Genomic DNA, 19,804 nt, shown 5'->3' with positions numbered 1-19,804 from the left:
AGCACCCGAGTCTAATTACTCAGACGTCTGAGTTTTTCCCTGATGATTTACCCTTGCCAGAATTATTCTTTTTCTGAAGCACCCCCGAAAATCTGATGACTAAACTAAGACGTCTGAGTTTTCCCCTGATGATTTACCCTTGCCAGAATTACTTTTTTTCTGAAGCACCCGAGTCTGATTACTCAGACGTCTGAGTTTTCCCTTGATGATTTACCCTTGCCAGAATTACTCTTTTCCTGAAGACCCGAAAATCTGATTAATAAACTCAGACGTCTGAGTTTTTCCCTAATTATTTACCCCCGCCAGAATTACTCTTTTCCTGAAGAACCCCTAAAGTTTCATTACTAAGACGTCTGAGTTTTTCATGATCACTGATATTGCCATGCCTCACGTCAAATTAGGGTATCTAAACAATTTTGTAATGGTACTTATTAGTCTATCACCAGGTTATAATATCCCTTTCCTCCTTAAAATATAAATATTTTCAAACTTTATGTAAGTCATATTTTTTTCAACTTAACCCTTAATTTGTTCAGCCATCCACTGCATATAAGGAGCATAACCTGAGACGATTGGTAAAGCAATTATTTCTGGTACTTCGTCAGAATGTAATTCTCTTAATTTTGATTCTAGGATGTCAAACTTATCTAAGTTTGTCTTAATTAATAAATTATAGGAATCTTCTGAACATAGCTCTCCTTTCCAATTATAAATTGAGTGAACTGGAAAGATATTTACACAAGCTGCTAATTTTGATTCTACTAAAGATTTTGCAATTGCCTTAGCTTCATCTAGAGAAGTAACATTTACGAAAACAACACCATAATTAGTTACACTCATAATTTCATTTTGAATTTTCTTTGAGTTTTTAGTTGATTTATATTGAATTTAATCAAAAGCCGAATTATATAGCACTAGCAAAACTAAAATACAATTTTGTTGATGGTGGTAAAATTGTATTAACTAATTCTGCTTTTTCTAGATTTGCGCCAATAAATGTTGCTTCACTCAAGTCAGCTTCACTCAAGTCAGCTTGATAAAGTTTACTCCAATTCAAATTTGCTCTGACTAAATTAGCTTCTGTTAAATTGGCCCCTGTTAGATCTGCTCCATTTAATTTGATATTTCGCATTAAAGCTCTGCTAAAGTTGGTTGCCAGTAGGTTTGCCCCTTCCAAATTTACTCCATTTAACTTTGCTTCACTAAAGTTAACTCCATTCAAGTCTGCTGCACTTAAATCTATTCCATTTAGGTAAGCTCTTCTAAAATTAACTCCTGTAAGTTGAGCACCAAATAGTCTAGCTGCCATTAGTTTTGCTTCGTACATATTAGCCCATTTGAGATTAACACCTATGAGATTAGATTCTCGCAGATTAGTAGATACTAAAGTAGCACTGCATAGATTAGCACTCCATAAATTAGCCTGTCGAAGGTTAGCACTTGTAAGATTAGCGCCACTTAAATTTGCTCTAGGCAATTTTGATTTTACTAGAAAAGCTCCACTAAGATTCGTTTTGATCAGGTTAGCATCAGCCATTCTAGTTTCACCCATTTTGGCAAAGCTGAGGTTAGCCCTATGTAATAATGCTTCATTGAATTGAGTTTTTGTGAGAAAAGCTCTACTTAAATTTGCTCCTGTTAAATTGGTCTTGGAGAAGTTAACTCCGATCAGAATTGCTCTACTCAAGTCAGCTCCAGTTAAATTCAGGCCACTAAAGTCTCTTTCTCCTTCTTCGTATCGCTGGACCAGCTCTTGTTCTTTCATGGTTCTATAATTTCCTAATCTGTATAAATAAATTATTAAGTCTTACTTAATATCTTATTACAGCTTTCTCAATTTAGAATTAGTAAATTGTATTACAAAATGTTTTTATAGCTTGACATTTTGCTAGGTTGTTATTCTTGAAAGATAGTTTTGAGGTTTAATTAGTTACTTGTTGAGAGGAAAAGTATTATTATATGTTTTGGGAGGTTGATTGACTGTGAATTCTACTGTTATAGATTCTTTTTCTAAAAAAATCATTTAAATCAATAAATTTTTAGGTATATAACAAAATTTCTTGATTTAGGTGTGATGTTAAAATTAATTAATCAATAGACTTCTCTGATAGTCAAAAATTAAATCAATTATCGTACAGAAATAATCAATTCTTTCTCACTACTCCCTACTCCCTACTCCCTACTCCCTATTTTCCGGAGAGGTCTAATATAGATTTACTGTTTAAATATCTTTCGATTAAGATAATGGCTACAATATCATCTATTGGTTTGGGGGGGATTCGCATTCCTGGTGGAATTAGACGAACAAGTCCTTGAGGGGGATATATTTGCCAGTAGCGATCGCGAGCTTCTAAACTAGAGTAACGTTCATCTATTTTTATTATTGGTATTTTTTCTGAGATAATTTTTGTGAGGTTTTGTTTCCAAAATTCGGATGTGGTTTGGTCGCCTATCACAATTAAGTTAATATCAAACTGTTGATTTAATTTTGTTATTGTTGTGGTAATTTTTGCAGATTCTACGACTTGGTGATAATGCAGTTGTTTGTCTTTATCCATAATTGCAATTCCACATTTATCACTACCAGGGTCAAATCCTAAAATCATATTTTAATATTTTTTATTGCTGAGTAGATTAATGCTATCTATTGATATTTTTTTTCTGCTAAAGTTTTTCTCATAGTAGGAAACAGGGAATAGGGAATGGGTGAAAAAACAATTATTTGTCAGAAATAAATTCACTATAACTTTAGGAAGATAAATAGTTAGACACCCTAACTGTAGACTGGTTTCAATGCCTGAGTTGATTCAAGTTTTAAGATTTAGTTGTCAAACAAGTTCCTTAATACTTAGTTTTACAAACAGTCTTTCGGTTCGAGAATATAACATAATGTCGGACTGAATATTTACATTATATTATATCAAATCCGGTTAAACAACCTCACAATCAATATGCTCAAATACTCATGGCGACGTAATTGGATATATGTACAATTAGGCGGATTTGATATTAGTTAGCAACTTGATGGAGGAAAGAATTTTGGAGCAGTAGCTAATAGACAACAGACAACAGGGATTAAGATTAAACTTTACCTAATTGGTCTGAAATATTCTGCCATAAAATCAAAATAAATTAATCAAAATAGAGAACAAAAAACAGGAGAAAATCAAGAAAACAAAGGAATTAAAAAAGAGCGAATTTTCTGCTAGTGAATAAAGTGAAAATTATACTCAGATAAAAAGTTTGGGATTTGATAAAAAAGGCAAAAGGAAACAAATAAAACTATAAGAGACTGTTTGTCAAATAAATATTAAGAGAGCATCACTTGTGGCTAAAATCTCAAAGCGGTAATACTTCAAGGTATTGAAATTTGGTAGATAGAGAAGTATTCAATACTTATGTTCCGAGACTTTTTCAGACAAATATTTGTCTTGATTATTTTCCCCTTATTCCCTATTCCTTATTCCCAGTTAAGAGTTAAGTGTTCCCTATCTCCTTTTTATATTTCCTGATACATTCAATCTCTAACTATAAATTTAATTTAATTTTTAAATTAAATTAAAACTTACATCAATGAAAAATACTATTATCCACTTAGTCTTTTAAGATTTTTTGACGCTCTATTTGTAACTGCTCAATTTCTTGTCTGAGTGTTTCTTTTTGTTCTATGATTTTGCTCAATTGATTTTGAGTTAAATTAAGTTCTGCTTCAGTTCTAGCTTTTGCTGCTTGAACTTGCTTTAGTTCTTCTTGTGTATCGACTTTTACTGCTTCAACTTGATTTAATTGGTCTTGGATTATTGTTAGTTGAGTTTCTGTTTTAGCTTTTTGGTCTAAGGTTTTCTTTAAAGATTGATTAACTTGATTTAATTGGGTTAGAGCTAACCCTAACTCATCTTTTAATCTTTGTAATTCATTCTTGATTTTAATTGTTTCTAATTCAGCTTTTGTCAGTTCCTTGCGAGTTTCATTAAGCTTGATTTGGATTTCATCTATCCTAAAAACACCTTTTCTTAATGGTTTGCTAGTTGCAAATAAAGTCGCTAAGGTTAAAGCTGAAAGAATACTGCCAGTGAGCATAGTGACTAATGCAGCAGTATCGCGGGGTCTAAGGTTAAATATTCTTAGTCTTGCTTTGCCTACTTTTGTACCTAGGCGATCGCTAATAGTAGCGATTACACCACCTAAAAGCAAAATTGCTAATACTAGGATAACACCGGCGGTCATTAATGCCTGCTGGTAATAGTTTAATTTTGAAGTTACCTTCTGATCGTTGTTTTAGGCCATTAGCCAGTATCAGATATAGGCAGTAATTTATTTGTTTTACTAAAATTATATTATATTCTATTTAATTTTTATAGGGTTTCTGAGCAATTGTGAGGTACACCTATCTTGAATTTGTATTCTATTTCCTATTTCCTATTCCTTATTCAATGTTCCTTAAAACAAGGAAATTTTCTACTTTACCAGTAGAAATTGGTATCATAAAGATAAAACACAAATATAGTTTTATGTAGTTAAATATAGTCATATAGTCTCCAGAAATTTGGGCGAATATTGACATAATCTAACAATGTCTGTAACCATAGAAGATAAAATAGCCTTAAGAGTCAATTCACTAAGTTCAATAGGGTGAAATTCCACCGACTGACACGCTACCTCTAGATATATAAGAACATATCTCCAAGCCTCAGTCAGAATGACCAAGTAGAAATTGAATCAGGGAGATAATTAAATAAAGAGGAATATAAAAAGCAGTTCCCTTTCGTCTTAGTCATGGGTTAGAGGAGCCAGTGCGTTGGGCGTCCCGACAATCACGCAACTGGCGTGGTGTTGTAGTTCACACAGTTAAGGTAAAACTTGCAAAGTTAAGAATATGTCATATTTGACTATATTTTTATCAACTATTGATTGACAATTGAAAATCAAGTAAATTGCTGACTTAAAGCCACTGGGTTATGTACTGTAATTTTCTTCTTATGAATAGATATCATTCCATCTTGCCGAAGGTCTCCGAGTAGACGAGTGACTGTCACCCTTGTTGACCCAATTGCTTCTGCAATTGCTTGGTGAGATAATTTTAGGTCAATCGTAATCCCATCTTTACTGGGGACTCCAAAATCTCGACAAAGGATTAACAAAAAACTAACCAGTCTAGAACCCATATCTCGGTGTGCCAGTGTCTCAATCATCATCTCTGTTTGTAAGATTCGAGATGATAGTCCACGCAATAAAACGACTGACAGTTCTGGATCTTCTCTCAGAGCTTTTTCTACCTGGTCAATTGGCACTGATATTAATTCTACTGGGGTAAATGCCACTGCATGGTAGAAACGGTCAGACTTATGGCCTGTAATTAGAGACAGTACCCCAAATACACTATTTTCCCGAAGTAGAGCTACTGTAATTTCGTCTCCTGCTTCATAAACCCTGGATAGCTTAACTGCGCCTTTAATTAAGACGTAGACACGCTCGGCAGGATCTCCTGGAAAAAATATTGTCTTGCCCCGTTCAAAACTTTCTACAACTGGTGGATATGACCCACCAGATATATTACGGAAAACAGATGCTAGTGGTCTATCATGCGTCACGACCAATTTCCTTACACTCTCTATATAAAAATATTTATATCTTTTAACTTTAATAGCTCAAAGCCTGAACAAAGGCTATACTATTAAGTTGCAATGTATTATTATCTATTTTAGGATTTACCTTACTTGTTAATACTTGAGATAGATTAGCACAATGAAACCGAGAAATTTAGTTGGAAATTATGGCCATTAGTGCTATATCTTGATATTTTGCTTGATGACAAAGATTTAATGTATTATAGCGTCATCATAAATTAAATTTTAGAATTTTAATTTGAGCAGAAATTTTACTTTACTACATTTTGTCAATAAATCAAGGTATTATGTTAGATTTAACCGGAAAAAATGCTCTGGTGACAGGGATTGCTAATAATCGTTCTATTGCTTGGGGTATTGCTCAACAACTTCAGCAAGCTGGGGCAAATTTAGGGGTTACCTTTCTACCAGATGATAAAGGTAGATTTGAAAAAAAGGTTAGGGAATTGGCAGAACCTTTGAGTCCTTCTTTTTATTTACCGTGTAATGTTCAGGATGATGAACAGGTTGAGGCTACTTTTGCCCAAATAGGCGAAAAATGGGGTAAGTTGGATATTTTGATTCATTGTTTGGCTTTTGCTGGTAAAGAGGAATTGTCTGGAGATTTTAGTAATACTACTCGTGAAGGATTTACTCGTGCTTTGGAGATTAGTTCTTATTCTCTAATAGATTTGAGTTCAAAGGCTAAGGAACTGATGACTGAAGGAGGGAGTATTGTAACTCTGACTTACTTGGGGGGCGTGCGAGTTATTCCTAATTATAATGTGATGGGAATTGCTAAGTCTGCTTTGGAAATGAATGTTCGTTATTTGGCAGCAGAACTTGGCCAGAAAAATATTCGGGTAAATGCTATTTCTGCTGGTCCAATTAAAACTTTGGCTTCTTCGGCAGTGGGTGGTATTAAGGATATGATTCATCATCTGGAAGAAGTAGCTCCCTTGCGTCGGACTGTGACTCAAATTGAGGTTGGTAATACTGCTGCTTTTTTATGTAGCGATCTGGCGAGTGGAATTACTGGTCAGGTTATCTATGTGGATGCTGGTTATGAAATTATGGGAATGTAGATAGAATTCAAAATTCAAAATTCAAAATTCAAAAGTGAAGAAATTAATTTAGACAGTAGCTAGACAGTACAGTTTCCCGATGGAGTTAAGTTAAGGTTGGGTTTGGTAGGTTGCTGTTGGGTTTCGTTCCTCAACCCAACCTACTATTAAGTAAAAATTCAAAATTCAAAATTCAAAAGTGAAGAAATTAATTTAGACAGTAGCTAGATAGTACAGTTTCCCGATGGAGTTAAGTTAAGGTTGGGTTTGGTAGGTTGCTGTTGGGTTTTGTTCCTCAACCCAACCTACTATTAAGTAAAAATTCAAAATTCAAAATTCAAAAGTGAAGAAAGTAATTAGATGGTGGGTGGGTAGTAGAGTTTCCAGATCGAGTTAAGGTTTGGTTTGGTAGGTTGAGGTTAGGGAATAGCAGAAAATAAATTATCCCGATTTTTTTACTCTATCATTACTAGCTACTCCCGACTCTCTGACTTTTTCAACTTCTTCCCTACATTCTACTCCCTGCTCCCTTACTTTCATCTGAAAAATTAAAGTTCAAAATTTATATTTATATTTTTATTATGCAGATAAGCGATCGCCCTTCTTCATCTACTCCAGCAAATTTTAATTTTCCTGCCAGAGTTGCCTCGGTGAAACGGACAACTGGGGAAACTGATGTAACAGTTACTCTTAATCTTGATGGCGTGGGTAATTGCAAGGCGAATACTGGCATTCCTTTTTTAGACCATATGTTGCATCAAATTTCTTCTCATGGACTGATCGATCTGGAAGTCCAAGCGGTAGGGGATATTGAAATTGATGACCATCATACTAATGAGGATGTGGGGATTACTTTGGGCCAGGCTTTAAGGCAGGCGTTGGGCGATCGCAAGGGTATTGTACGTTTTGGTCATTTTTTGGCTCCTTTGGATGAGGCTTTGGTTCAGGTGGCCTTAGATTTTTCTGGTCGTCCACATTTGACTTATGGTTTGGAAATTCCGACTCAACGGGTTGGTACTTATGATACTCAGTTGGTGCGGGAATTTTTTGTGGCTTTGGCTAATAATAGTTTGATGACTTTGCATATTCGGCAGTTGGCGGGGATTAATTCTCATCATATTATTGAGGCAGGGTTTAAGGCTTTTGCTCGTTCTCTACGGATGGCTACAGAAATTGACCCCAGGCGAGTTGGGGAAATTCCTAGTTCTAAGGGTGTTTTGTAGTTAAGAATTTAAAATTTAGAATTTAGAATTTAGAATTTAGAATTCAGGAGTCGGGAGAATCATAAAACCTCTGTAGTGCGGGCATCTTGCCCGCGACAGCTATACCTCACTGAATTTAGAATTTAGAATTTAGAATTCAGGAGTCGGGAGAATCATAAAACCTCTGTAGTGCGGGCATCTTGCCCGCGACAGCTATACTCAGAAGAAAAGAGTCAGGAGTCAGAATAGCATTTTTCGTCAAAGGAATGATTTGTGAAAAAAACCGTAGGGGTTTGGTTTCCAAATCCCACTTTGGCTAGGGTTTGGAGACCAAACCCCTACAATAAAATATTACAACCTATTTAGGATTGCTATAGCGTTTCCCAAGCTAGCGAAGTACAGTTATCTTTTTATCTTTTCATTACTCCCTATTCCCTATTCCCTATTCCCTGTTCCCTGTTCCCTGTTCTCTCAAAGCTAGAATTTTGTACCTCACCATTATGAGAACTGCTATATATTATGGTTCAAAATATTCAAGCTCAGGATATTACTTTAGAAGAATTACAAGAAAACTTCGGACTTCAACTAACAACTGATAGTCAATTTTTCCGAGAATGGCAAGACAATTTACCTTCTTTAACTGATGAAGAAAAACGCAGTTTAGAAAGAGTTAGAAGTAACTATTTTAATTTAGTTAATCGTCGCCCTTTATTGGAAGAGGGAGTCAAATTGGTGATTTTATCTCCTTTACTAGATTTAGCTGGATTTTTTCAATCTCCCTTTTCCATAACAACTGAAACTTCTGTGGAAATTTCTGCTGAAGATAATGATTTAATTGTTAGAGGTAGAATAGATATTTTAGTTCTACAACAGAGATTTTGGATATTGATTATTGAATCTAAAAAGACTAAATTTGATGTTACGGCAGCTCTACCTCAAACTCTAGTTTATATGTTGAAAAACTCCCAACATGATCGCCCAAAGTTTGGTTTTTTGCTGAATGGTAGAGAGTTTGTTTTTGTTAAACTTCAAAAAGCAGATGTTCCTATATATAGTCGTTCTTATGCTTTGTCTATTGATAGAGAAAATGATTTGGAGCAAGTTTTAGCAGCTCTCAAAAATATTGGTAATTTAAGCTATCAATCAACCTAATTCCTTCCTTCTCTTCCCTACTCCTTACCGAAAAATTTTGGTTTAAAGCCTCCCCTTGGATAGGGGATAATAAATAAAAACTTTCCTTTGAGTCAATCCTCTTCTTTTCAAGGAGAGGTAATTATTAATTATTCATTATTAATTATTAATTCTTGAATCCCTATTCCCTACTCCCTATAATTATGAAATTTATCAGTCCTAAAACCGATTTTGCTTTTAAAAAAATATTTGGTTCGATTCACAGTAAAAACATTCTAATTAGTTTTCTCAATGCCATAGTTTATAACAATCAAAATGTTATTAAATACCTAACAATAATGAACCCTTATAATCCTGGAGTTACTAACAATCTCAAGGATACTTATTTAGATATAAAAGCAGTTTTAGATAATGATTCTACAGTCATTATTGAAATGCAAGTATTGAATGTAGAAGGTTTTGAAAAACGAGTAATTTATAACCTAGCTAAAGCTTATGGAAATCAATTAGATCGTGATGTTGGTGAAGGTTATATGAACTTGACTCCTTTTTTGGCTTTAAATATTGTGGATTTTGTTTTATTTGAGGATACGGAGAAAATTATTACTAAGTTTAAATTGAAAGAAGATACGGAATTTTTTAATTACCAAGATGAATTTACTTTAATGTTTTTAGAGTTACCTAAATTCACTAAAGAATTATCAAGATTAGAAACTTTAAGCGATAAATGGACATATTTTATTAGTTCGGCTCCAAAATTAGAAGTAATACCCTCTTCATTAGAAGAAGTACCAGAAATAAAAGCGGCATTAAATATGGCGAATAAAGCGAATTTAAACAATCAAGAATTAGAAGAATTAGAGACACAGGAAAGGTTGATTAGAGATTATAAAGGACAAATTAATTTCGCCAAAAGGGAAGGACGGGAAGAAGGACGGGAAGAAGGACGGGAAGAAGGACGGGAAGAAGGACTGGAAGAAGGAAGGGAAGAAGGAAGAGAGCAAGTAGCCAAACAAATCTTACGTCAAATTCGCCGAAAGTTTGGAGAAATAGCTCCAGAAGTTCAAATTCAGATAGAGCAGTTATCTCTGGAAAAATTAGATATTTTAGGGGAAGAAATTTTTGATTTAGCAACTATAGTAGATTTGGAAAACTGGTTAGTTAATCAATAATAGAAAAAGACGATATAGCGGATTCCACCAAGGAAAAAGCTACGAATAGATTAATTAATCTATATCTATATGTGAGGAAAAGATTATGATTAAAACGAATGTTAATATTACCCCGGAAGCTCAAGAGCTTTTGATAAAAGCAGCGGCTAAAAAACAAGTTTCTGTAGAAGAACTTGCTTCGGAAATATTAAATGAAGCTGTTCAAAATAAGCTTGCTGAAGTTGTTAATATTAGTGAAAATAAAAAGGAATATCCTCCTAATCCATTGGCAAATAAGCAGCCATATTTATACTATGCCGATCCTCAAGAACTAGCTATTCCTCTAGAAGACTGGGATATGGAAAGTTATTATTAAGAGGTTTTATGATTGTTCTAGACACTCATATTTTTGTTTGGTGGAATCAGAATGATCCTAAACTAACCAGTTACCATCGTGAGATAATTAAGAGAGAAAGACCAGATGGATTAGGAATTTCTACTATCAGTCTTATTGAAATAGCAAGACTTGTTAAAGTAGGAAGAATAATTCTTCCTTTACCCATTCAAGAATGGTTTAAAATTGCATTAGCATAAGAAGGAATTATTCTTATTTCTATTACTCCTGAAATTGTGGTTGATGCTCAATCACTGCCTGGTAATTTTCACAAAGATTCAGCAGATAGAATAATTGTCGCAACGGCAAGATTATCTAATTGTTCTATAGTGACGGTAGATCAGAAAATACTTAACTATTCTTATGTGAGTGTTATTCCACCTATTCCACCTACCTGAAAATCAATATACTTAAACACAAATAGGATTTAGATCGGGTTGATTAATTAGCTACAATACAAAAAGACGGTATAGATAATTTATTCATCTAAAGATGACTTAAGCTTTTAGCCAAGCATTTCAATTCTTGGTGAGTCATAGGAAAAATTTTTATTGAGGTCTAATTTATGTTAGATAATGTTGTTAAAACGATTATTAATGTTAGTAAATCTGCTGTTCCTCAAGCAGTCAATTTAGCTCAACGACAAGAAATTGTTGTCAAAATTTTAAAGGAATTAAAACTTGATCCCCCACAACCTTCTGACAATGTTGATCAGGTTTATGTTTATGCTTTGGTGGAATATGGCGTGGGTAAGGATGAGCCAATTCTTAAACTTTTTCGGGAGAAGGAAATAAAAAATGCTTTTTGGAGTGCTTATACTAATAATTCTCCTATTAGTTTCTTGAATGAAGTTAATAAATTTCTGAACTGGGAACTTAAGGACTGGAATACTTTGGGGAATGAAATAAAAGAATCAAAGATTGATATTCAGTCGGAATTAGAAGAGTTTGGTCGAGCTTTTATTCGTGTGGCGAAGCGGACTAAATCTTCAAAGTTTAAGCTTTATCCAGAATTGAATTTAGACGAATATCCAGATTGGAATTTTGATGAATATCCGGCGGAATTTAAGTCTTTAATTATGGAAAAAATTAAGGCTTTTTGTGGTCGGGAATTTGTGTTTGAGGAATTTGGGAATTTTATCAAAGGCAACCCTAATGGTTATTTTACTGTGGTTGGGGATGCGGGGATGGGCAAAACTGCTATTGCTGCTAAATATGTTTATGACCATAAGTTTCCTTGTCATTTTAATGTTCGTGCTGATGGTCGTAATAAACCAGACTTTTTTCTCAAGAGTATCAGCAAACAATTGATGAAGCGCTACGAGTTGCAAAATCCTAATCAGGATAATTTGTCTGCTTTGCTGCAAAAGGTTAGTGAAAATCTTGGGGGGCAAAAGTTGGTGATTGTGGTTGATGCTTTGGATGAGGTGGAGCAAACTGGAGGCGGTAATATTCTGGATTTTCCGACGACGTTGCCCGATGGCGTTTATTTTTTCTTGACTAGGCGACCTTATGAACGTGAGAATAAACGTTTGAATGTTTCTCCTGGGGTGGGAATGAGGGAATTAGATTTGAGGGTGAAGGAAAATCAGGATTTGAGTCGGAATGATGTGAAAAGATATATCGGTTTTATGTTGAATGCAGACTCAGACGATGGGGTTGAGTTGCAAAACTGGGTGCAGGAGCGGGATATTCAAAAGGTAGATTTTGTTGAGCAGGTGGCAGACAAGAGTGAAAATAATTTCATGTATCTGCGTTATGTGTTACCGGATATTGCTAAGGGTTTTTATTCAGATTTGAGTTTGAGGGAGTTGCCTGATGGTTTGCAAGATTATTATCAACAACATTGGGTGCGGATGGGAATGGAGGATAAACCTCTGGAAAATAAGGTTATTGTTTTGTTTATTTTGGTGGAAAGTCGTACTTTGCCTAGTTTGGAAATGATTGCTGAATTTGCGCAACAGGATGAGTCTGATGTGGAAGATGTTCTAAAGGAGTGGGTGGAATTTTTGAGTAAGCAGGAAGTTGAGGGGGAAATTTGCTACAGCATCTATCATGCAAGTTTTCTTGATTTTCTTAAGGGAAAAAGGAAGTTGGATAGTACCCGTAGGTTGTTTGAGGAAGTGAATGAACGGATGGCGAGTGATTATTCAGATATTTAGAAAGGAGTAATATTGTGGGAAAAATTGCTGAAATTTTGGCATCACGATCGCCTGCTAAGAAGCGTAGTTTTCTTGGTAATATTCAGACTCTGGTAAAGTCAGGTGAATTAGAAAAGTATTACAAACTCCTGACTAATTTTGATTTCCTGGCAGCAAAGGTGCAACATCCTGAATTTGGGGTGCAAGCGTTAATTGAAGATTACGATCTGATTGAGGGTGACAATGAGAAAGTTAAAACTTTGAAATTAATTCAAGGAGCGTTGCGATTGTCGGCACATATTTTGGAAAAAAATGGAGACCAACTGGCAGAACAGTTATGGGGGCGGATGCAGCATTTTCGCAAACCAGAAATTCAGGAATTACTATTAGAAGCAAAACAGAATAAACAAAGTATTTGGTTGCGACCTTTGACAACAAGCTTAACGCCTCCAGGTGGGCCGTTAATCCGTACCCTCAAAGGTCATAGAGACTCAGTAATAGCTGTAGCAGTTACCCCTGATGGTAAGCAAGTGATTTCCAGTTCATCTGACAGAACCATCAAAGTTTGGAGTCTGGAAACTGGGGCTGAAATTCATACTTTAAAAGGTCATAGAGACTCAGTAATAGCTGTAGCAGTTACCCCTGATGGTAAGCAAGTGATTTCCAGTTCATCTGACAGAACCATCAAAGTTTGGAGTCTGGAAACTGGGGCAAAAATTCATACCTTTACTGGTCATCGCAACTATGCATATGCTGTAGCAGTCACCCCCGATGGCAAGCAAGTAATTTCCGGTTCATTATTTGACAATACCATCAAAGTTTGGAGTCTGGAAACTGGGGCTGAAATTCATACCTTTCCTGGTCATAGCAGCTATGTAATGGCTATAGCAGTCACCCCCGATGGCAAGCAAGTGATTTCTGGTTCATCTGACAAAACTATCAAAGTCTGGAGTCTCAAAACTGGGGCAAAAATTCATACTTTAAAAGGTCATAGGAAGAAGGTAAATGCTGTAGCAGTCACCCCCGATAGCAAGCAAGTAATTTCCGGTTCATCTGACAATACTATCAAGGTCTGGAACATTAAAACTGGAGCAGAAATTTTTACCCTCAAAGGTCATAGCCATATCGTAGGAGCTGTAGCAATCACTCCTGATGGCAAGGAAGTAATTTCCGCTTCATATGACAATACTATCAAGGTCTGGAACATCGAAACTAGAACCGAAATTCAAACTCTTAAAGGTCATAACGAAGGGATAATAGCTATGGCAGTAACCCTTGATGGCAAGCAAGTGATTTCTGCTTCAATGAACGAAACTATCAAAGTCTGGAGCATCGAAACTAGAACCGAAATTCAAACTCTTAAAGGTGATAGAGACTCTGTATATGCTGTAGCAGTCACCCCTGATGGTAAGCAATTGGTTTCCGGTTCATCTGAAAATACTATCAAAGTGTGGGACATCGAAACTAGAACCGAAATTCATACTTTTAAAGGTCATAGCAGCTATGTAATGGCTATAGCAGTAACCCCCGATGGCAAGCGAGTGATTTCCGGTTCATGGGACAATACTATCAAAGTGTGGGATATCGAAACTGGAACCGAAATTCATACTCTTAAAAATCATATACACTATGTAGATGCTGTAGCAGTAACTCCTGATGGCAAACAAGTGATTTCTGGTTCAAGAGACGATACTATCAAAGTCTGGGACATCGAAACTGGAAGCAAAATTCATACTTTTAAAGGTCATAGAGACTATGTATATGCTGTAGCAGTAACCCCTGATAGCAAACAAGTGATTTCTGGTTCAAGAGACAATACTATCAAAGTCTGGAGTCTAGATATTTTGGAGATGTCTAATAATTCACCTAAAACTCTTGTGAAAAGGTTGCTAAGTTTGGCTTTAAAGAGTGGTCTTCTGGAAACAGGAGCTGAAGCTCAGACCCTCACAGATGGCAATGGGGTAAATGCTGTAGCAGTAACCCTTGATGGCAAGCAATTAATTTACGCTAATTTAAAAACTCTTGTGAAAAGGTTGCTAGGTTTGGCTTTAAAGAGTGGTCTTCTGGAAACAGGATCTGAAGCTCAGAACCTCACAGATGGCAATGGGGTAAATGCTGTAGCAGTAACCCCTGATGGCAAGCAATTAATTTATGCTTCATCTGACAATACTATCAAAGTCTGGTGTCTGGAAACTGGGGTCGAAATTCATACCCTTACTGGCCATATCAGCTCGGTAAGAGCGTTAGCAGTCACCCCTGATGGTAAGCGAGTGATTTCTGGTTCAAATGACAATACTATCAAAGTCTGGTGTCTCGAAACAAGGACAGAAATTGCCAGTTTGACAGGAGATAGTAATGTAAATTGCTGTGCTGTTACACCAGATGGGATGACTATTGTTGCAGGGGAACGCTCAGGAAACTTACATTTCCTCCGCCTCGAAGGAATGGAGACACAACCATGAACAACCAACCTCAACTTCTAACTCCAACCACCCCCTACCCAACAATATTTCAACAATACATTCGACAAAAAACCGAGAATTATGTCGATCGCTCCCTCATCTCTACCACCATCAACAATTTCCTCCAAAACCACAACCACGGTTACTTTACCCTCATCGGTTCCCCCGGTAGCGGTAAAAGTGCCATCCTCGCCAACTACACCATCCAAAACCCCCAAACTGTTTATTACACTGCGGAAGTTGAGGGCAAAAACCGCGCTGACGAATTTCTCATCACCTTATGCACCCAACTCATCCAAAAAATAGACCACCAAAACCCCACCCTTCCCGACAACGTTACCGAAGGCAGTTGGTATCTATCTCTATTGCTCCAGAAAATTAGCGACAACCTCACAGCAGAGGAAAAATTGATCGTAGTTGTGGATGGATGCGACAACCTCGATCGCCAAAGTCAACCACGAGACTCCAATATATTCTACTTGCCGAGATATTTGCCGAAACAAGTCTATTTCCTCCTCGCGCGCAGACCATTTTTGAGAGCAAAATCTGGTTTATTAATTGAAACTCCTGCGGAAACCCTGAACTTAGAACAATTCCCAGAACAAAACCAGGCAGATGCACGAGCATACATTCAGCATTATTTGGCAATTCCCGAAGTGGGAGCAAATATTAAATCCTGGGTTGCTGAAAATTATCAGAGTGAAGCAGAATTTTGTCGGGAGTTGGTAGCTGAGAGTGGGAATAATTTTATGTATTTGAGTCGGGTTTTGGGTGGAATCCCCCCTAACCCCCCTTTGGAAGGGGGGGATCGGAAATGGCGGGATATTCCTTCTGGTTTAGAGGAATATTATCAGGGTTTGTGGCAAAAAATGGTTGGTGATGGTTTGTCAGAAATTGAGTTAGGTGTGCTGAGAGTATTAGTCGAGCAAGAAGAAGTATCTGTGGAAGCGATCGCCGAATCCATAGATACCGACGAATATGATGTAGAAGAAGTTCTGGAAACTTGGCTAGAATTTTTACATTGGCAAGAAATTGGGGGAGAAATCTGTTATAGTCTGTATCATTGGAGTTTTCGTAACTTTTTGCGTGTTTGTTTGTAGCTCAAAATGTAGGTTGGGTTGAACGACAGTGAAACCCAACAAAAGCTTACTATTGTTGGGTTACTCTTACGCAAAGCAAGCTCCGTTATACCTCTTAATCCGTATATCCGTGGCATAATCCGTGTGAGCACCTCAACCCAACCTACGCCTACGAAGCTCTAATTATCACTCTTCAACTGCAGACGATATAACCGCTGAAAATAAAGCAGAATAATCTAAATCTGATAAACCTAATTCAATAGTTTTCTCTAAAACTTGACGCACTCCTTCTTGAAGACTTACATCAAGTCCTACCGATTCTGCTGCATTAATAAATATATTTGTATCTTTTAATAAATGCTTGGCTGGGAAATTAGGATTTTCGTAATTTTTATCCAACATCCGTTGTAATTTTTTATCAAATGTTGGAGCATATAAAGCACTATCTCGAACAATTTGCATAAACATTTCTACATCTATTCCTTCCCGAATTATTAATCCTAAACTCAGTGCAAAAGCTGTTGTTAAAGAGCCAATTAATTGATTCATTGCTAACTTAATTGCAGCACCTTTACCCACTGTACCAATATGTAACGGTTCGGAACTAAATATTTTTAATAAACCAGACCATTTTTCATATTGTTCTGGCGAAGCTCCCACCATAACAATTAAACTTCCAGACTTTACCTGTGGAATACTGCCTAAAACAGGAGCTTCTAAATATTCTCCACCACAAGCCACAACTTCATCTCTAATTTCCTTACTTTCTGTAGGAGAAATAGTTCCCATTTGAATTACTGTACGACCAGATAATTCTGCTTTTGAACTGTCAGATAAAAGTACATTTTGAATCGCTTCAGCATTAGTCAACATCAAGATTAAACATTCTGAATTTTGAATAGCTTCTAAGGGAGAATTAGCTATTTTTGCACCTGCTTTTTGTAAAGGTTCTAATTTAGATTGAGTCCGATTATAAGCAGTTACAATATGATTAGCTTCTAACAGTTTTTGAGCCATTGGTAAACCCATTAAACCTGTACCTAAAAATCCAATTTTCATTAGTTATTTCCTCTGATTTTTTATATTTTATATCAAATCCGTTGGCTTTGGAGTAATATAATTCTGTCGTCGTCATAGAATGGTTAAGGGCGAATGCCATTCGCCCCTACAATATAGATTCTTATCTTTAAATGCTGAATAACACCGATGCTACCGGATTTGATATTATATCATGTCTGGTTGAATACTTACACTTTGGAGGAGGTAAGGCAGAAGGAAAAAAAAGGTTAAAAGGGAAAAGGTTTTTTTATCACTGATTATCCTGACATGATATCAGTCCTAATAAATTCTTACCTCCTGACTCCTGACTCCTATTCTGCTCCTGCATCTCCGGCAGCAATATTGCATTAGTTTCTCAGTATAATCATCAAATTTTCAAGCTGTCACTGATAACTGATAACTGATAACTGATAACTGAAATTACCCAATAGCATCCTTCAACGCATTCTGAGTCATAGCAGCGATCGCTTGATCTGTCGCCTTCGGTAAATGATAATACTTCCCACCCGACTGCTTCGCCAACTCCTTCGCAAACCCAGTCGAAACAAACTTATTCTCAGTATCTATCATCAACAACTGAATACCCAAACCCCGAATTTTACCAGCTATTTCCAACAACTCCTCCTTAATATTCGGTTTCTCATCATCCAACATCGGTTCACCCAACGAACGCGCCAACGGAATATTCCCCCGCCCATCAGTAATAGCCACAATAACCACTTGCCCCACATCACCAGACTGCTTGGCATTCACACCAACTCTCACAGCTTGAGTCAAACCATGAGCTAAAGGCGAACCTCCACCACAAGGCATTTTTTCCAAACGTCGTCTGGCAGAAGTTATAGAACGAGTCGGCGGTAACAACACCTCCGCTTGTTCTCCCCGAAACGGAATTAACGAAACCTGATCGCGACTCTGATACGCCTCCGTCAACAACTGCATCACCGCACCCTTTGCCGACTGCATCCGGTTCAACGCCATCGAACCTGAAGCATCAACCACAAACACCACCAAAGCACCCGCCTTTCTTGCCAACCGTTTCGCCCGCATATCACTCGGTTCCACAATAACTTTGCGGTTCGGTTGACGTTCTCTTCTAGACTTTTGATAAGGAGCAGCAGATCGCAAAGTCGCATCCACAGCAATACGTCGCACCTTACCTTTAGGCAACATTGGTTTCACATAACGCCCCCGATCTTCAGAAAAAATCATACTCCTACTACCAGATTTACCCTGACGGTTTGCCGTTTGAGCAAACATCAGCACACTATCATCTAATACCACTCCCTCCGGATCGAACAAAAATTCTTCAGGAATACTTGCCTCTTCCTCCTCTGGAGGTTCCGGGTTTTCCTGATCTTCCTCTTCCTCTTGTTCCTGTTCCGACTGATCTTCTGGAGGAGGAGGCGGTGGTGGTGGCGGTTGTTGTTCCTCTTCGGGGGGAGTTTGCACTATTGTTGCTCGCGGTACAATAACTAACTCCACTGCTCGACGCAAGTCATCAGCATTAACAGTTGTGCGTCCGTCTAGTGCTGCTGATGCTCTAGCAACTCGCACCGCAAAAAGTTCTGCCCGATGTCCTTGCACTCCTCCACGAACTGCTTCTTCTACTAAATAGACTATTTGTTCGTGGGTAATAACCACATCTTTTACCCATTCCCTCGCCAACAAAATCTGAGTTTTGAGATTATCAATATCTTCAGTGTACCTTTCCAGAAAAGCTTGAGGAGAATTAGCATAACCTAAAGCTTGTTCCACTGCTTCTACTCGTTGATCTAAACCTAAAACCATATCTGCTGACAGAGCGATCGCTATCCTATCGAGCAAATGTTCTCGTAACGGCCCCTCTTCAGGATTATAGGTTGCAATAAATAGAGGTTTACAAGGATGTTGAAAACTAATACCCTCCCGCTCTATCTGATTTTTCCCTTCTGTCAAAACCGTCAGTAATAGATTAGCAATATTATCATCAAGCAGATTAATTTCATCTACATATAATACCCCTCGGTGAGCAGAAGCTAATAATCCTGGTTGAAATACCGTTTCTCCCTGTTTGACTGACTTTTCTACATCCACTGAACCCAAGAGTCTATCTTCTGTTACTCCCAGGGGAACTTGAATAAAAGGTGCAGGTATCACTTCTGTAGGTATTTCTTCTGTTGTGGCGTTAGAATGCTGTTCCAAAAGTTCTTCATCCCATTCTTCAGGATAGTTAGGATTACAGTTGCTAATAGAACCTTTGACAATTTCAATCGGAGGTAAAAGGGAATGTATAGCTCTGGCCATTACAGATTTAGCAGTCCCACGACGGCCAGCAATGGCCACTCCTCCTAATCCTGGATCGACCGCTGCTAACAATAAGGCCATTTTTATTGCTTCTTGTCCAACTACGGCAGCTAGGGGAAAGTTGATGATAGTGGGAGGGTTAACGACAGGCATAGTTTGAATAGTTTAACTCTTGCTTTTTAGCATATCAATTAATGGGACATATCTAAATGTGGAGGCTTCAGATCAAC

At 37.1% G+C, this 19,804-nt stretch carries 17 protein-coding genes; 10 read left to right on the top strand and 7 right to left on the bottom strand.

What is annotated here, in order from left to right:
* Positions 1–516 precede the first annotated feature (516 nt).
* The 5 genes from cutA to ntcA all read right to left on the bottom strand — a co-directional run bounded on the left by cutA (position 517) and on the right by ntcA (position 5,591).
* Positions 517–840, bottom strand: a complete 324-nt coding sequence (gene cutA, locus F6K40_RS03435; RefSeq protein WP_293131415.1) for a divalent-cation tolerance protein CutA — start codon at positions 838–840, stop codon at positions 517–519.
* A gap of 64 nt (positions 841–904) precedes the next feature.
* Positions 905–1,765 carry a pentapeptide repeat-containing protein gene (locus F6K40_RS03430; RefSeq protein WP_293131413.1) on the bottom strand — a complete coding sequence of 287 codons (861 nt, stop codon included), beginning with the start codon at positions 1,763–1,765 and terminating at the stop codon, positions 905–907.
* A gap of 421 nt (positions 1,766–2,186) precedes the next feature.
* Positions 2,187–2,606: a pre-16S rRNA-processing nuclease YqgF gene (locus F6K40_RS03425; RefSeq protein WP_293131411.1), complete on the bottom strand. Its 420-nt coding sequence runs from the start codon at positions 2,604–2,606 to the stop codon at positions 2,187–2,189.
* A gap of 988 nt (positions 2,607–3,594) precedes the next feature.
* A complete protein-coding gene (locus tag F6K40_RS03420) occupies positions 3,595–4,227 on the bottom strand; it encodes a DUF3084 domain-containing protein (RefSeq protein WP_293131410.1) in 633 nt (210 codons plus the stop codon).
* Between the two features lie 698 nt (positions 4,228–4,925).
* Entirely contained in the window at positions 4,926–5,591 is a 666-nt protein-coding gene (ntcA, locus tag F6K40_RS03415) for a global nitrogen regulator NtcA (RefSeq protein WP_483143761.1), read from the bottom strand.
* A gap of 323 nt (positions 5,592–5,914) precedes the next feature.
* Here ntcA and fabI point away from each other — a divergent pair, with 323 nt between their 5' ends.
* From fabI to F6K40_RS03365, 10 genes are all read left to right on the top strand, one after another.
* Entirely contained in the window at positions 5,915–6,691 is a 777-nt protein-coding gene (gene fabI, locus F6K40_RS03410) for an enoyl-ACP reductase FabI (protein WP_293131466.1), read from the top strand.
* Positions 6,692–7,251: 560 nt separating this feature from the next.
* Positions 7,252–7,893, top strand: a complete 642-nt coding sequence (gene hisB, locus F6K40_RS03405; protein ID WP_293131408.1) for an imidazoleglycerol-phosphate dehydratase HisB — start codon at positions 7,252–7,254, stop codon at positions 7,891–7,893.
* A 498-nt stretch (positions 7,894–8,391) separates the two neighbouring features.
* Positions 8,392–9,024, top strand: coding sequence for a type I restriction endonuclease (locus tag F6K40_RS03400; protein ID WP_293131405.1), 633 nt, complete (start codon positions 8,392–8,394; stop codon positions 9,022–9,024).
* 182 nt (positions 9,025–9,206) lie between these two features.
* On the top strand, positions 9,207–10,175 hold the full coding sequence (locus tag F6K40_RS03395) for an Rpn family recombination-promoting nuclease/putative transposase (protein WP_293131402.1): 969 nt from the start codon (positions 9,207–9,209) through the stop codon (positions 10,173–10,175).
* Positions 10,176–10,260: 85 nt separating this feature from the next.
* The gene (locus F6K40_RS03390) at positions 10,261–10,530 is read left to right on the top strand and encodes a hypothetical protein (protein WP_293131399.1); all 270 of its coding nucleotides are present in this window, start codon (positions 10,261–10,263) and stop codon (positions 10,528–10,530) included.
* Positions 10,531–10,538: 8 nt separating this feature from the next.
* Positions 10,539–10,748, top strand: coding sequence for a PIN domain-containing protein (locus F6K40_RS03385; protein ID WP_293131396.1), 210 nt, complete (start codon positions 10,539–10,541; stop codon positions 10,746–10,748).
* Between the two features lie 6 nt (positions 10,749–10,754).
* The gene (locus tag F6K40_RS03380) at positions 10,755–10,946 is read left to right on the top strand and encodes a PIN domain-containing protein (protein ID WP_365669993.1); all 192 of its coding nucleotides are present in this window, start codon (positions 10,755–10,757) and stop codon (positions 10,944–10,946) included.
* A gap of 167 nt (positions 10,947–11,113) precedes the next feature.
* Complete coding sequence (locus F6K40_RS03375; RefSeq protein ID WP_293131393.1) at positions 11,114–12,709, top strand: NACHT domain-containing protein; 1,596 nt, start codon at positions 11,114–11,116, stop codon at positions 12,707–12,709.
* A 14-nt stretch (positions 12,710–12,723) separates the two neighbouring features.
* Positions 12,724–15,150, top strand: a complete 2,427-nt coding sequence (locus F6K40_RS03370; RefSeq protein ID WP_293131390.1) for a hypothetical protein — start codon at positions 12,724–12,726, stop codon at positions 15,148–15,150.
* Positions 15,147–16,250, top strand: a complete 1,104-nt coding sequence (locus tag F6K40_RS03365; protein ID WP_293131387.1) for an AAA family ATPase — start codon at positions 15,147–15,149, stop codon at positions 16,248–16,250. Before F6K40_RS03370 ends, F6K40_RS03365 begins: the two co-directional genes overlap by 4 nt.
* Before the next feature lie 165 nt (positions 16,251–16,415).
* Here the strand turns inward: F6K40_RS03365 and F6K40_RS03360 are convergent, their stop codons facing one another.
* Complete coding sequence (locus tag F6K40_RS03360; RefSeq protein ID WP_293131384.1) at positions 16,416–17,288, bottom strand: NAD(P)-dependent oxidoreductase; 873 nt, start codon at positions 17,286–17,288, stop codon at positions 16,416–16,418.
* Between the two features lie 420 nt (positions 17,289–17,708).
* The gene (gene bchD, locus F6K40_RS03355) at positions 17,709–19,727 is read right to left on the bottom strand and encodes a magnesium chelatase ATPase subunit D (RefSeq protein ID WP_293131381.1); all 2,019 of its coding nucleotides are present in this window, start codon (positions 19,725–19,727) and stop codon (positions 17,709–17,711) included.
* Positions 19,728–19,804: the final 77 nt, after the last annotated feature.

The organism is Okeania sp. SIO3I5 (genome assembly GCF_010672085.1).
Taxonomy (GTDB): domain Bacteria; phylum Cyanobacteriota; class Cyanobacteriia; order Cyanobacteriales; family Microcoleaceae; genus Trichodesmium.
This window is presented reverse-complemented; position numbering and strand designations above follow the sequence as displayed.